This is a genomic window from Micromonospora sp. NPDC049049 (assembly GCF_040649115.1).
Classification (GTDB): domain Bacteria; phylum Actinomycetota; class Actinomycetes; order Mycobacteriales; family Micromonosporaceae; genus Micromonospora.
This window is the reverse complement of record NZ_JBEZEX010000004.1, coordinates 286,994-302,581: the sequence shown is the minus strand read 5'-3', so window position 1 is coordinate 302,581 and position 15,588 is coordinate 286,994. Positions and strand designations below refer to the sequence as shown.

Here is a 15,588-nt window from a genome sequence, read left to right as displayed (position 1 = left end):
GCTGCGGGAGGACTGCCGTCGTACGCCGAGGTGCAGGCCCTGGTGCCCAGGGGCGGCGCCCAGCGCGGCCCGGAACAGCAGCGAGCCGGTGCTGACCCGGGCCACCCCGGCCCCGCCCAACTCAGCCAGCCCTGGGCCGCCCGGCTGGTACAGCGCGTTCACCGGAGCGTCGATCCGCTCGGTGAGGACGCGCAGGGTGGCCAGGTCGGCGGTCCCGGGCACGAAGATCCCGTCCGCACCCGCCATCCGGTAGGCATATGCACGGGCGAGGGTCTGCGGCAGTGGTTCGTCCACCCCGAGCCACCAGGTGTCGGTGCGGGCGTTGACGAACAGCTCCGGCACCGCCGCCTTCACCGCCACAATCTTGGCAGCGGCGACCTCGGTGTCGGCGAGGGTGCCGTCGGCCCGCCCGTCCTCCAGGTTGATCCCGACCACGCCGAGCCCGGCCAACTCCCTGACGTACTCGGCGACCTCGGCCGGGTCGTCGCTGAATCCGGCCTCCACGTCCACGCTGAGCAGTACCGGCAGCTGAACCAGCCGGCGGGCCAGGGCGAGGGTCTCCGCTGCGGTGGCCGCGACGCCGTCGGGAAGGCCGGCGGTCGCGGCGACCCCGAGGCTGGTGGTGCCGATGGCCGGATGTCCACGCGCGGCGAGCGCCGCCGCCGAGGCGTGGTCCCATGCGTTGGGCAGCAGCAGGGGGCGGCCGGCGCGGTGCAGGGCGTGGAACGCGGCCCGACGTTCGATCATCGGGCGCTCACCTCCAGGGTTGTCGGCACCCGCAGGGTCGGGTGCGGTTCGTAACTCATCGGGGTGAGGCCGCGCCGGCAGCGTTCCCGCAGCACGTCGAGCACACCGGTGGCCAGCGCGAGGGCGTGCCGGTCGCCGGGGCAACCCCGCTCCCCCGTCCCGAAGGTCAACTGCCCGGCACCGGGCCGACCGGGCCGGAACGTCGCGGGTTCGGTGAACACCTGCGGGTCACGGTTGGCCGCGTCGAAGCGCAGCAGCACCGGGCTTCCGGCCGGCAGATCCCGCCCGCCCAGCCGTACCTCGTCGACGGTGACTCGTCGGGTGGCCCGGACCGGCGGGTCGAGGCGCAGCACCTCGGCCAGCAGGTCGGCGGTCCGTGCCGTGGTCGGCACACCCGGGGGCAGCAGGTGATGGGCGGCGGCGCCGATCAGGCCGGCGGTGGCATCACACGCCTGGACCAGCAGACCGATCAGGTTCGCCCCTACCTCCGGCGGACCCTGCGGCGCGAGCGCCAGCAGCGCCGTCACCGCCCCGTCGGCCCGCGCGGTCAGGGCCGGGTCCACCCCCGGGTGGTACGCCGCCGCGACGACCGCGACCGCCGTCCCGACGGCTGCCGGATCAGCGAAACCGAGGCGATCGGCCAACGTCCGCAGCGGCACCGGCCGGGCCAGTTCCCGCATCACGTCGACGCTGTCGCCGGCACGGTCGAGAACGGCCACGGTCAGCCGCACCGCATCCAGTCGCAGGTCGTCCGGTGCCAGCGGGGCCAGCGCGCGCACTGCGACCGCCCGACGGTCGGCGTGCCGTAGCGGTGGACTGAAGCGGCTGACCGTGGCGCGCAGCCAGGCGAGGGTGCCGGGCGGACCGGTGTCGACGGCAGGCACCTGGAACGCCGGGTCGGTCAGCGCGGCGCGCACGTCGGCGTGCCGGGTCACCCACCAACCGCGTTCCGGTTCGAACGAGGGCGGTCCACACGAGGGTGTTCCCGGGGCGGGCGCGATATGCGGCCAGGTGTCAGTCACCGCCCGACCGTAGGGCGCGAACCGTTCGCCCCACACCGAACGATCCCGCCACTGTCACCCGCTGCTCGCCGGTCAGGCGCGACCGCTCGTGGGCGGCGGGACTACCGGCGGGTCGAGGGTGTGTTCGGGGATGGCCAGGGCCGCGGCCAGGCCGGGGCGGCCGGTGGGAGTGAGACGGACGGCGCGGCCTATGCCCTGGCTGATCCAGCGCAGCTCGGTGAAGCGGCGGCAGAGCGCCGCGCCGAGCGCCCCGGCCAGGTGCGGGCGGCGTTCGGTCCAGTCCAGGCAGTCGCGGACCACCGGGCGGCGGGCGACGCGCAGCACGTCCACGGGTACGCCCAACCCGGCCGCCCAGGCCCACCCGTCGGGCGTGAGCGCCAAGCCACTGGCCCGGTCGAGTCGGCGCTCGCTGAGCAGCGCGTCGTACATCAACACGCCCAGCCGCCCGGCGAGGTGGTCGTAGCAGGTCCGGGCGTACACCAGGGAAGCGCTCGCGGTCGCCGCGCGCAGCGACCCGGTCGGTGTGGGCGTGGCCGGGGCGTGCCCGGCCAGGTCCTCGATGAGCTGGGCCACCGACGGCCCGGCCAGCCGCAGGTAACGGTGGCGGCCCTGCCGCTCCTCGACGAGCAGCCCACCGCGGACGAGTCGGGTGAGGTGGTCGCTGGCCGTCGACGGGGCGACGCCGGCGCGCCGGGCCAGCTCACCGGCGGTCCATGCCCGCCCGTCGAGCAGCGCCAGACACATCCCGGCGCGGGTGCCGTCGGCCAGCAGGGCCGCCAGCTCGGCCATCCCCCGACCGTCGGTGCCAACGCTCATCGCCCCAGTGTAGGAAGCAGGCGCCGAGCCGATGAACAACGACCCGGGGGCCTCCGTCACGTGGACGAAGGCCCCCAAGCTGGTGGTGCCGAGGCTCAGGACTTCGGCGTCGGAATCAGGTGTGCGGTGAAGCTGACCGCCGACGGGCTGGCCTTCGCTGCCGCCATCCCACCGGGGGCGGCGAACCGCCGGTCCAGCGCGATGGTGGTGTTGTTCCGGTTGCGGTAGACCACCACGAAGCCGGTTCCGCCGGAGTTCTGGATCGGCGCGATGGTGGGATCGGTGGCGGCGGTGGCGGCGGTCGGGTCGCTCGGGTTCTCGTACAGGCGCAGCCACTCACCAAAGGTGCTGGAGCCCTGCTCGGTCTCGTACACCCGGTACATCTCGTTGTCGGGCCCGCGGGCGACGACAGCGATCCGGCCCAACGCCGGGTCGAGGATCGCGGCCGGGGAACCGGCTGCGGTGAACGTACCCACCGTCTGCCAGGTCGCCGGCCAGGCCCCACCCAGTTCCTGCTTCTTCATGATCAGCGAACCGTCGGCGGCACGGGCCACCACGGCGGTCCGGTAGCCCTGGTTGATGAAGGCGGCTGGCACACCGGTCACGTTTCCGCCGAGGTCGACCCACGCACTGAGGGTGCCGTCGGTGGAGTAGAGCGCGGTCTTGATGGTGCCGGTCATGGTGGTGGCGACCAGTCGGACACCGGCATCGACCTTCACCAGAGTGACGCCGCCGGTGAGGTCGACGTCACCGAGGCTCTTCCACGACGCAGCCGTCCCGGTCTGTCGGTAGTGCCAGAGGCGACCATCGACGTCCACGGCGAAGAGCACGCTGGTGCCGTCGGCGAGGTTGACCGAGGCGGGCCGGCCCACCATGGTGCCGCCGAGGTTCCCGGTCGTCGCCCAGGTCGCGGCGTTCGCCGCCGTCTGGGCACCGGTCCACACGGTGCCGGTGGTGTGCAAGGCGCTGATCTGCACCTGCTTGGTGCCACTCTGCACATTCAAGGCGGGCTGCCCGGTGAACGCCTCCGCACCGAACTGGGGAACGTGCTGGACGCTGCTGAAATCGTCCGGGTTCTGCTGGTGGACGACCCGCACCTGCCCGGTGTTGTCGGTGTGCGCGTAGACGATGACCCCGAGCGAGCTGCCGTCGCTCGGCTCACCCTGCAACGCCGTCGAGCGGGAGAAGGACTCAGTCGGCAGGAACGGCATCGGGTCGGCGTACCAGCCCTGCAGGTCGACCACGATGTGCACGGTCCCGCTGCTGGCGTTCCTGATTTGGACCTTCCCCTCGGTGCCCAGTTTGGTCACCACGATGCTGGACCGGGCGACGTGCGCGGCGGGGAAGTTCGTCGTCGACGCAACGTTCAAGGCGCTGCCCAGGGGCGTGACATTGAAGAACCCGTCAACAGTCGGGGCGACGGCGTGCACATTGAGGACGGCCGCGGCGATGCCACGGGTCGGCAGGCCGTTGGTGCCCGCGACCGCGACATCGACTGTGCCGTAGGCGGGCACCGGCTGGGCGCCACTGGGGAAGCGGCTGTCGTACAGGGTGGTCGCCGGAACCGTGCGCAGGCCGGCACCGGTGGTCGGGCTGCCGGTCCAGTAGCCCTGGACGGTGATGGCGACATGCACGGCCTGCCCGCGATTGTCCAACACCACTGCGCCGCCGGCGCCGGGGTTCAGCTTGACGACCATCCCCATCGAGGTGGCGCCCTTGGCGTAGTCGATGCCGGTCTCCGCGGCCGTGCTCGATCCGACGGTCATCCAACCGTTGCCGGTCGCGCCGACGACCACGACGTCCAACATGACGGCCGTCGCGGAACTGGGCACGAGCCCGCTGCCGGAGATGTTTGCGGTACGCGTTCCACGGGTGGGCATCGTGCCGGCGGTGATTCCCTGCCCGGTCCGGCTGTCGACCACCCGAGTGTGGTCCACCGGCACAAAACCAGAGCCGGTGCTGCCGGTGGCGGTGGTGAAGTAGCCCACCACGTCCACGCGGATGTGGACGTTGCCGCCCGCGTTGCGCACCGCGAGCTTGCCGTTCGTGCCGGGCTTGACCACCGCCGAGTTCGTCATGACCTCACCGATGGAGGCGTTCATGGCCGAAGCCTTCGGGTCCGTCAGGTCCGGGTAGATGGTCAGGAACGTGTTGGCGGTCGGGTAGATGGCCGTCACGTCGACCATCAACGCGCTGACCCCGCTGCTCGGGATACCGGCGATGCCTACGGCGTTGAACGTGGTGACGGACTTGGCGCCCCGAACACCCGTGGTGCCGCCGGTGCCGTCCCGGGTGTCCAGAAGGGGCACGCTGTCGATCGGCACGAAATCACCACCCCTACCGGCCGCGTCCGCGTGCGCTGTTGCAGGGCCGAGAACCACTGCCGCCATCCACGCCGTGAGAGCTAGAACAAGGCCGAGCGGCCCAAATAGCCGCAGTTTTCGCCGTTCTTGATGACCCATATTAACTCCCCGAGACTAAAGCGAACAATTCAACTCGAACATGTTGGCGCAGACTGCCTCAGCTTGCGGCTACTGGCGTGACGAAGCCTATCGAGGAAGCGAATACTTCACCAACTTCGGGCAATACCCTCAGAAACTCCCCGCACAATTTAAATCGAGGGACACGCAAATCCTGAAACGGCGTAGCCAAACACAACAGTGTTCGCCTATTTGGGAAAAAGGGAAATAACTTCCTCAACTCCCGACCCGGGATCGACTACCGCGTCAAAGTTGTAACTGTCGTCGCAGAGAATCACGGCACGGTCGTTAGGCACCAAGCGTCGGTACCAGGCGACGAATTCCGCTACCGGTCGCTCTTGTCCGTCCAGATAAATACACTGTCCAGACTCGTGCGCCGATCCCTCAACTTGATCCTTCCCGGCACCATGGATCCAGCTGACCTCGCGGGCAGGATCCTGCCCGTCTACCGATTCAACCACCACGACCGAAGGCCAGTCGTTATGCAGCGCTTGGATAAGGTCTGCTCCGCTCAAGGACCACTCATCATCCTGAATCAACGCTAGATACACTACATGCCCTACCTAACGACAACTTCGCCTGGAATGCCGAACTTACTCATGACGCCCTCGAAATAGGGTACCGCACCGGATTCATTAGTGATAACCCGGAGGCTCTCGAAAGGATTGGCAGGATCGGCAATCACGTCGGCGTACCTGCTGAACTCACTCTCGGTCTTTGCGTTGATGAAGCCCCTAATCTTGTCGGGTATCCCTGAACCTGGAACAAAGGGACTGCGACCGGGGTTGCCGACATACTTTGCATCCAGCAAGGTGCTAATTCCTTCAATGCCATCCGCCCAGACCCGCGCGCCGCCGCCAACGCACAACTGCTCACAGGGGCCGGTGTGAGCCACCTGATACGCCTGACTCGGGCCACTGCCCACAGCGGCTCGCGTATTAACAACTCCGGGCCGAAGGGGGCCCATACCACAGTTGTGAACAAGGACTGGAGAGTCGCCGGCAAGCACATAGTAGGTGTGGATGGCATCGACGGTCAGGTTGTGGACCTGGCGATATTCCGTCCACTTTCGAGTTGCAACAACGGATGCTGGCCGGTGGTCGGCCGTTTCGAAGATGTAGCCGCTCTCCAGGTCCTTCGCTTCGACCCACCGGTTTTGATCGGCGACCCAGAACGGGTGGCCGGCCGTAGCGGTCACCTTCTCCGTCCGATCACCCTGCTTGCCATCGGTGTCGACAGTTATCTCGACAAGATCCTTACTGCCTGCACCGACGATGAGCGCGGTAACCGCACGCTCCTCCGTACGTCCCGTCGTGGGATCGGTTGCGAGAACCTTGTCTCCAACCTCCACCTGGTCGATTCGCTTGGAGCTGCCGTCCGCCATCAGCACCCGGGTTTCGCCGGTGAAGCTGTTGCTACCGCACTTACCAAGCAGGCCCCGACCAATGCTGCGGGCCTCGCCCATGCCCGCGTTCAGCGCCTTGCTGCCGGCCGACCGGAGCCCCCCGCTCAGCCCGCGGATACCAGCACCCAACGCCTGGCCGCCGATGGACCCAAGTGCACCACCGAGGGCGCCGGTGAGGCCGCCCATGGCGGTGGCGCCGGCGAGGTCCCAGCCGCGCTTGCCGTCCATGTAACCGGTGACCGCCGAGCCGACCGCACCGGCGAGCGCCCCGCAGGCCACCGCCCCGACGCCGGTCCAGCCGATGGCCGCGCCGCAGCCCAGGCCGACGATGGCACCGACGGCGAAGCCGGCGATCTCGGCGGCGTGATCCTCGACGAACTGGGTCGCCTTGTCCCACACCTTCTCGGCGCCCTCGACGAGCGGCGTCAGCTTCTGTGCGGCCGCCAGCCATAGGTTCTGGCTGTACTTCTTTGGGTCCTGAATAGCCATGGTGGTGACCGCGACGACGCTCGCGGCCATCTTGAAGCCGGTGGAGACCACCTTGCCGAGCGTGATGAGTGGCTTTGTCAGGGCCTGGATCACCGGCAGTTTGGTGAACTTGACAGCTTGTTGGATGGCCGACTTCGCGGCGGCGGTCACCGCGACCTTGGCCTGATAGATACGCTGCGCGATGAGTTGCTTCTGTTGTTTTGCCCAGTCGGCGGCGCGAGCGACCTGGTTGAGTCCGGATTGGATCTTGCTGCCGACGTAGCGGACGGCGTTCATCGTCTTCTCGCCGATCCACTTCGCGGTGCTGGAGATGACCCGGCCAACCGCCTTGAGACCGGACACGGCGAGGTTGTAGCCGTAGGAGATCACGCTCCTGGCGCCGTTGTAGATCGAGGCGCCGATGTTGTATGCCGTGTTGACGACATTGGACGTGATATTCACGGCCGCGCCGGCGGCGCGCTTCATCCAGCGCGGCCAGTGGCCGTCCGGGTCGTCGAAGTCCAGCGGGGCGCCAGCACCGTAGGTGTAGCGGTTGGCCAGGATCGAGTCGCCGGAGGTGTAGTTGACGCTGTCCCGCGAGGTGAACGTGCCGGTGCCGGGCTGGTACCAGCGGGCGCCCATGTCGACCTGCCCGGTGTCCGGGTCGGTCCAGTCCCCCTGGAAGCCCAGCCGGCCGGTGCTGCCGGTGCTGGTCACCTTCTTGCCGAACGGGTCGTACGCGGTGGAGTCGTTCAGCGTGGACAGTTGGGTGTCGGCCGGGTTGATGGCCGCCACCACGTCACCGTGGGCGTCGGTCAGCGACAGCCGTTTGTTGGCACCCTGGACGGTGGCGAGCAGCTCGTCGTTCGGGCCGCGACCGTAGTACTCGTATCCGTCGTGCACCACCTCGTCGCCCAGCCCGGCGTAGACGAAGGAGTTGCCGGTGCGAGACGCGACCCGGTCCAGGCCGTCGTAGGTGTAGGTCTGGTTCTGCGCCCCGGTGAGCCGGTCGAAGGCGTCGAACGAGAACTGTTCGGCCAGGCCCGAGCTGGTGCGGGTCCGCAGGGTGCCCCGCGGGGTGTACGCGTAGGTGTAGTCGCCGTCGGAGAGCAGCCGGTTGCGTTCGTCGAAGGTCGCGGTCTTGGACCCGGCCCGGACCCGGTTGCCGCTGGCGTCCCAGGCGTACGTGACGGTCCCGGCCGGGCTGGTCCAGGAGATCAGCCGGCCGGCCTTGTCGTAGTCGTAGGTGTTGGCGCCGGCCCCGGCGGTGCCGGTGGTGTTCTTGCTGGTGAGGTGGCCGTTGAGGTCGAAGCCGTAGGTGACCGAGGCCACTGGTTGGCCGCCCGCGTTGCGCAGCACGTCGCTGGCGACCCGCCCGTAGTCGTCGTACCCGAAGGTGCGGACGCGGCCGGCACCGTAGTCAACGGTCTTGACGTCACCGGCGGCGTCGTAGTCAAGCTTCTGCTGCTGGCCGGTGATGCTGTCGGTGAGCGTGTCGAGGCGACCCTTGACGTAGCCGAAGCTGGCCGTGCCGGTCAGGTCCGTGCGGCTGGTCACCCGGCCGTCGTCGTTGTAGTCGAAGCTCGCCGTGCCGGACGGGCCGGCGGTGGACAGCAGACCACCCCTGTCGTTCCAGTTGTACGTGTTGCTGCCACCGGGGGCGTTGACGCTCTTCAGCCGGCCGTCCTGGTCGTAGTCCAGGGTCCGGGTCGCGGTAGGGGTGTCACCCCCGGAACCGGTCTCCTCTGTCAGGCGGCCGGCCGCGTCGTAGGTCCGCATGCGGCTCACCCCACCCGGGGCGCTGAGCCGCACCGCGTTGCCGTCGGCGTCGTACGCGACGGTCCAGGTGCGGTCCGCAGCTGCCGGGTGGCTCGCCGTGGACGGCTCGATCGCCGACTCCGGCAGACCCAACGTGTTGTACGTGTAGATGGTGGAGTTGTTGCGGCCGTCGGTGTAGCGGGTCCGGTTACCGGCGGCGTCGTACCCGAAGGTGGTGGTGATCGGGTCGGCGTCGGTCGGCTCGATCTGCTTGACGAGCTGGTCCGCCGCGTCGTACTCGTAGGTGGTGACGGTGTTGTAGGGGTCCTTCGACGAGGTCATGTTGCCGGCCACGTCGTAGCCGTAGCTCTGGGTGCGCAGGACCGTGCCGTCGGCCTTGAGGTTCACGGTGCTGGTGCGGTTACCCAACTGGTCGTAGCCGCTCCGGGTGGTGCGGCCGAGGCCGTCGGAGACCCGGACCTGGCGGCCGGCGAAGTCGTACCCGAAGATCATGGCCTCGCCGGTCGGGGCGGTGCTGCGGGTGATGTCGCCGGCCCCGTTGAAGGTGTTGACAGTGGTCGCCCCGGTCGGGGACGACGACGAGGTCAGGTTGCCCGCGTCGTCGTAGACGAGCTTGCTGACCAGGTTGCGGGTGGTCGGCCGACGCTCGACGACGGTCTGGGTGACCTGCCGGTCGAGGTCGTCGTAGGTCGACTCGACCCGGGCACCGGTCGGGCCGGTGACCGACAGGACCTCGCCCGTGCGGGTGTAGGTGTAACGGGTAAGTGCGCGGTCGTCGTTGGTCTTCGACGGTTCGTCCCGGATGGTCAACCGGTTGAGCTGGTCGTACGTGTAGTTGGTGATGCCGGCCGGGTCGGTCTCCTCCAGCACGTTGCCCAGGGCGTCGTAGCGGCGCTTGTGCTCCGGGGTGACCGGCTGGGTCACACCGGGCGCGAGGTACATCGGCGCGAGGCTGCGCACCACCCGGCCGAGCTTGTCGTACTCCGAGGTGGAGACTCGCCCGAGCGGGTCCTTGACGGCGACCTGCTCGCCAAAGGTGTTGTAGCCGACCGAACTGGTCGGGTTGGTGGAGACGGCGGCGTTGCCGTCGCTCTCGGCCAGGACGGTCGGGCCGCTCTGCCCGACCTGGCGGCCCAGCTCGTCGTAGCGGAAGGTGCTGGTGAACTTCGCCTTGTCGGCGCCGCTCACATTTCCACGCGGGTCGGTGACGGAGGTACGCAGGCCGCGCCTGTCGTACGTGTAGCTGGTCACCCGGGTGCTGCTGCCGGCGGTGACCTTCTCGGTGAGCACGTTGCCGGCGTCGTCGTAGGTGTAGTCGACGACCTCGGAGGTGGCCAGTACCTCCCAGTTCAGGTTCGACGGGTTTCCGGTCCGGACCGTCTGCTTGACGTTGCCGTTGTAGTCGTAGGTGAAGGTGTTGGTCCGGCGCACCCCCGTCGGATCCAGCACGGTGCTCTTCACCTTGCCGGCCTCGTCCGGCGTATGGTCGGTGATCTGGGTGCCGTTGGCCCCGACCTTGCGGGTCACGTTGCCGGCCCCGTCGTAGGTGTTCTCCTCCACGACGTAGTCCCGCTTGGAACCGTCAGGGTTGCGGAAGTCCTTGAGGGTGATCTTCTCCAACAGGTCGTCGCGGTAGTACTTGTACTCCAGTCGCCGACCCATTGCGTCGGTGTCGCTGGCCAGCCGCCCGGCGAAGTCGTACGAGTAGGAGTGCAGGACCAGGTAGTCGCCGGTGCCGGTGCCGGGGGTGCCGGCCGGGTCACTGCGCCAGTCCCGCAGCCGCACCTCGGCCACCTTGTTCTGAGCGGTGTACGCCCAGTCATAGCGGTTGCCGTTGGCGTCGGTCATGGTCGTCTTGTTGCCGAACCTGTCGTACCCGTAGCTGGTTTCGTTGCCCTCCGGGTCGACGACCCGGACCGGCCGTCCCTCGTCGTCGTACTCGGTGCTGGTGACCCGCTCGGGGTCACCACCGAGCAGGTCGCTGACGGTGACCTTGGTGGGGTTGCCGTCGGCGTCGTACTCGTTGACGGTTCGGCTCTGGTGCTGCTTGCCGGTGACGGCGTCGGTGGTGACCGGGCCGGTGACGGTGGCGACCCGCGAGTGCCCGTCGTAGGTGATCGTGGTGGTGACGCCCGCGGGATAGGTGTCGGAGATGACCTTCTCGGTGATCCGTCGGCCGAGCGCGTCGTAGGTGTACTCGGTCACCAGCCCGGACGGCTCGGTCACCTTGTACAGGTCACCGTTGGCGTAGTACGCGTAGCTGGTGGGCTTGGTCTGCCCGTTGGTGATGCTGCTGGCCAGCAACCCGGCCGGAGGGATGCCGTTGACACCGGCCTCGCCGCCGCTGGTGTAGGTGTGGGTGACCTTGCTGAGGTCCGGGTTGGTCTGGGTGAGGAGCTGACCGGTGCGCTCCCGGTACGCGAAGGTGGTCAGGAACTTGTTGTCGGTCGGGCCGCTGGAGCGGCCGTCGCGCTGCTCCACCGCCAGGTCGATGCGCGGGTCGAACGGGTCGGTGATGGAAGCCGGATAGGTGTAGTAGTTCGTGAAGCACTGGGTGGACGTACGGCAGCTCTTGCGGGTGGCGAGACGCCCCCGGCTGTCGTACGTCATCTCCACCGTGTCACCGTTCTCGTTGGTGACCTTGCTCTGCTGGCCGTCCGCGTTGTAGGAGAACGAGCGGATGGCCATGCCGTCCAACGGGTGCCGCACGAAGATCGGCCCACCGGCGTCGCCAGGGATCACGGTGCAGAAGGCCGGGTCGTTCGGGTCGGGCTGGGTGCAGACCTCGGTGGGCGGCGGGCTCGGCGTCGGGCTGGTCTGCCCGGGGCGGTCCTCCTCGCGGGTCTCCAGTCCGAGCGGGGTGCCGGAGCGCAGCAGTCGACCGGCGAGCGCGTCGTACTCGTACAGGTAGGGGCGGTTGGCCGGGTCGAGGACCTGGACGCTGCGCCGCAGGTCGGTGTCGCCGCCGTAGACGGTTGGCTGACCCACCTTCCAGGTGCCGCCGTTGTCGTCGGTGTACTCCTTGACCCGGTCGGTGGCCGTGTCGTACTCGACCTCGGTGGCGACCCGGCCGCTGGGCAGGGTGACCCGGGTCAGCTGCTGGGCGGCCGGCTTCGCGTACTGGAAGTGCGCCTTGGCCGTGTCCGGGCCGATCGGGCGCGAGTAGACGGCGACCTCGTCGATGGTGCCGGCGAAGTAGCGCTGGGCGGTGCCGCCCCAGGCCGGCCAGGAACTGGGCGTGGTTGCCGAGGCGAGGCCGACCTGGTTGAAGGTCAGCAGCGAGTGCTCGATCGGCTGCCCGGCCAGGTCACCGACCTTGACCCCGTCGAGATACATGGTCTGGGTGTTGGCCATCGCGGAGAGCACCACATGGTGCCACTTGTTGTCGTTGACAGTGATGCCCGAGGTGATCGGTGCGATCGTGCCCGTGGCGAACTGGCCGCGCAGCTTGCCGTCGGTGCCGGTGTAGAGCAGCGGGACGCCGCTGGTGGCGGCGGTGCCGACGGCCTTGTCCTGGTAGCCGATGAGCGGGCCACCGGTCTGGGTCAGGCCGATCTTGAACCACAGCTCCACGGAGACGTCGCGGCTCTTCTTCACCAGCCCCTTGGGCAGCTCGAGGTAGGCCGAGGTGCCGTTGAAGGCCGCGGCGGTGCCGTTGGTGCCCTCCAGCACACCGGGCTGGCCCAGGGTGACGTTGTTGCGGTACGTGCCGGCGTCCTTGCCCAGGTTGATCGCCACGTCGCTGGCCGCGCCGGTGCCCTCGGCCTCGCCGAGGTGGTAGTACGAGTCGGGCTTGGCGTCAAGAACGGCGGTGCGGTAGTGCGAACCGGCCGCGTAGGCATAGTTGGTGCAGGCGGACTCCGGGCCGCAGACCTTGGTCAGCAGGTCACCCTCGTAGGTGTAGTTCCAGGTCAGCTTCGCGCCGTTGACCTGGTCGGTGCTGACCGTGGCGATGCGGTTGCCGTTCCAGGTGAAGGTCAGCGAACGGCCGGCGGTGTTGCTCTGGCTGTTGGAGACCTGGGCCCGGGCGAGCTTGCCGGTCATCGGGTCGAGGGTCAGGTTGACCGAGTGCCCGGAGTTGTCGGTGATCTTCTGAAGTTTGTAGAGCAGGGAGAACTGGTACGTGCTGCCGGTGCGGTCGACAAGCTTCCAGTTGCTGCTGTCGACGGTGAGCTTCGCGACCCGGCCCGGCGGCGGCGCGTACGTGCCGTCCGGGTTCTTGCCGAACCGCACCTCTTGGCCGTCCGGGTAGCGGACCACCACGTTGCCGGAGCCGTCGTTGTCAGGGACCAGCGTCATGTCGTACCGGCTGGACCAGCCGGCGCCGAAGACACCGGTCGTGCGGGGGTCGAGGCTGTTGTAGGTGCGGACCAGGTTCAGCTCCGGACCGACGGTCACCACCGTGGCGTCCACGGCGGAGGTGGCGAAGTTTCCGGTCTGAGCGTCGAACTCGCGACCCTGCTCGGCGTTGGGCGAGGTGGCGATCCGGGACAGCAGGTCCGGTTGTGGCACCGAACTGAGCATTGTCGAGTACGGCGAGATGACCTCATTGGCGCTGTCCTTGACGAAGGAGCGCCACAGGTAGCTCTTGCCCCAGACCATCCGGCCGGCGGGCACCACCCAGGACTGCTTGGCCTGGTAGCCGGAGTTGGTGCAGTTGGTCGCCGCACCGGCGTCGGTCTGGTCGCAGATCTCGAACTTGAAGGACAAGGTGGCACCGGGTGCGGCGTCGGTGTCCACGGCCCGGGCCCAGAGCAACGGGGTGAGCGTCGGGGCCTGGTACCCGTTCTCCGGGTAGAGCTCCTGCACGACCGGCGGAACGTCGAACACCTGGAGCACGATCCGACCGGGTGGCACCTGGTGGTCGGTGAAGACCGCTCCACCGGTACGCACCATGGTGAAGTCGAGGAAGTAGGAGCCGGGCTCCAACCGCTTGACCGTCGCGTCGAGGGTGACCTTCGCGCCACGGGCCAGGGTGGAGGGCAGGTTCGCCGCCCGCTGCTGGGTCACCGCGGCGCCGGTCTGCGCGTTGTAGACCCGGTACGCGAGGTAGTAGTTGGCCGGCGTCCACGCCTCGGCACCGAGGTTGGTGACCGTCACCTTCACCTTGCCGTCCTGGTTACGAAGGACGGCCGGCTCCGGAGTGGGCTTCGGGATCGCGTACCCGGCGTTGTACGGGCTGTGCGTGACGTAGAGCGCCGGCGGGTTCGCCGTGCCGGTACCGGCGAACTTCTTCCACGCCGAGGTGTCGGTGGTGGACGCGCGCAGCGAGAGACCGTTGTTGGCCTGCTGGCCGTTGGCCCAGCGCTGCACGAGGTTACGGCCGCCGACGCCGAGGTCGAACATCTCCCCGGCTGCCGGGCAGGCGGACTGGGACTGGCCGAGGGCGACGTACCCGTGGGCGAACGAGCGGCTGACCAGCGCGCCACCCACTGCCGGCCCCGGGTATGAGTAGCCGGTGCCGGCCGACCAGGACCCGGTGACCGGGTGGACGCTGACCGCCCGCGCTTTGCAGGAAGCCGCGTCGAAGTTGACAGCGGAGAGCGCCGCCCCGTGGATGGTGTGGTTCTGGAGTCGGCTGACCAGGTTGCCGAACTTGAGGTAGGCCGCCGCGTTGGACCCGCCGGAGCGACCGACGAGCAACTCGCTGCTGCCGGACGTGGAGCTGTCTCCGTGCACGTACATGCTGCTGTCGGCGTTGATCGCAGCGACCGGCGGGCCGACGGTCGGGTCAACCTCGACCGGGTACTGCCGGGCCGGGTCGGCCAACCACGCCCGGTCGGGAGTGACCTTCAGCGCCGTCTGCCCACCCGTGGTGACCAGTTCGTACGCCACCTTGGTGGAGGTGGCGGGACCGGCCGTGCCGGTGCCGGCGTCCACCATGTAACCCGCCGGGATCACGCCGCGTTCACGCCCGTCGCGGTCACTGAGGACGATCTGACCGTCGACCAGCTTCGCGGTGAGGTTGCGCAGGCTCAGCGGGAACACGAACGAGGCGGGTGCCTTGGCCGAGCGCAGGACCAGGGTCTCCTTCACGCCGCCGGCCCGGGGCTCCAGACGCAGGTCGACGTCGGGGCGTACGCCGGGGTAGGTGACGGCGTTGCCGTCCACCCGGCCCGGCGCGTTGGACGCCTCGGCCAGACCGAACCCGAACTCGGTGTCAGCGTCGAAGCTCAGCCGGGCCACCTGACTCGCGGCACCGTTGCCGGCGAGGCGCAGACCGACCGAGTCGGCGGCGATCCCCCACCCGTCGGCGGTCGGCACCAGGGCGTGGTCGATGGGCGACCAGGTGCCGTCCGGCTTGCGGTAGTTGATCGGGGAGGAGGAGAACTCGGTGGTCTGGGTGCCGTCGGCGTTGTCGAAGACCCGCTGGTTGACGTCGCGCTCGGCCGGTCGTTCCCGGCTGGTTCGCTTGTCGAAGCCTGGGGCGTCCTCGACGGGTGCCGTCGCGACGGACGCCTTGTTGCGCCCCGGGGCGGGCTTGTCGGCGAGCTTGTGCAACGGGTACTGCCCGCGCATGGACTTCGGCAGGTCACGGTTGGGGCGTCCGGGTGTCACGTGAGCCTTCCCGGCCGCCGAGCCCCATGCCTGGTTCGGCTTCGCGCCGCCGCCACCCCGACCGGCGGAGGCCACACCGTCCCGGTCGCGGGCACCGCCCGCCGGCAACGCCGTCACCCCGCTGCCGCCCAGGTTGAGCATCAGCACACCGGCCAGAGCGGCGGCCAGGACCGACCGGGTGGTGCCGGAGCCGAACATCGAACGTTGCCGGGGTAGCCGACCACGCAGATCGGTCAGCCGACCGCGCGGGTCGGGCAGACGGCGAATGCTGAAGGACATGGTCACCCCTGGATCGAGGACGGGCTACGAGGCG

The 15,588-nt window shown here is 68.9% G+C and carries 5 protein-coding genes; all 5 read right to left on the bottom strand.

Features of this window, described 5'->3' with window-relative positions:
- On the bottom strand, positions 1 to 747 hold a 747-nt coding region (locus AB0B68_RS07285), incomplete at its 3' end, for an isocitrate lyase/phosphoenolpyruvate mutase family protein (protein ID WP_357258279.1).
- Positions 744 to 1,769, bottom strand: a complete 1,026-nt coding sequence (locus AB0B68_RS07280) for a cytochrome P450 (RefSeq protein ID WP_357258277.1) — start codon at positions 1,767 to 1,769, stop codon at positions 744 to 746. The genes AB0B68_RS07280 and AB0B68_RS07285, both read right to left, overlap by 4 nt.
- Before the next feature lie 72 nt (positions 1,770 to 1,841).
- On the bottom strand, positions 1,842 to 2,585 hold the full coding sequence (locus AB0B68_RS07275) for a winged helix-turn-helix domain-containing protein (RefSeq protein ID WP_357197789.1): 744 nt from the start codon (positions 2,583 to 2,585) through the stop codon (positions 1,842 to 1,844).
- A 95-nt stretch (positions 2,586 to 2,680) separates the two neighbouring features.
- Positions 2,681 to 5,047 (bottom strand): hypothetical protein, encoded by a 2,367-nt coding sequence (locus AB0B68_RS07270; RefSeq protein ID WP_357258275.1) that lies wholly within the window; start codon positions 5,045 to 5,047, stop codon positions 2,681 to 2,683.
- A gap of 577 nt (positions 5,048 to 5,624) precedes the next feature.
- Positions 5,625 to 15,554 carry a LamG-like jellyroll fold domain-containing protein gene (locus tag AB0B68_RS07265; protein ID WP_357258273.1) on the bottom strand — a complete coding sequence of 3,310 codons (9,930 nt, stop codon included), beginning with the start codon at positions 15,552 to 15,554 and terminating at the stop codon, positions 5,625 to 5,627.
- Positions 15,555 to 15,588 lie beyond the last annotated feature (34 nt).

Coding starts and splice junctions, on each gene's coding strand:
- AB0B68_RS07275 (WP_357197789.1), bottom strand. CDS start 2,585: ATGAGCGTTGGCACCGACGGTCGGGGGATGGCCGAGCTGGCGGCCCTG.
- AB0B68_RS07270 (WP_357258275.1), bottom strand. CDS start 5,047: ATGGGTCATCAAGAACGGCGAAAACTGCGGCTATTTGGGCCGCTCGGC.
- AB0B68_RS07265 (WP_357258273.1), bottom strand. CDS start 15,554: ATGTCCTTCAGCATTCGCCGTCTGCCCGACCCGCGCGGTCGGCTGACC.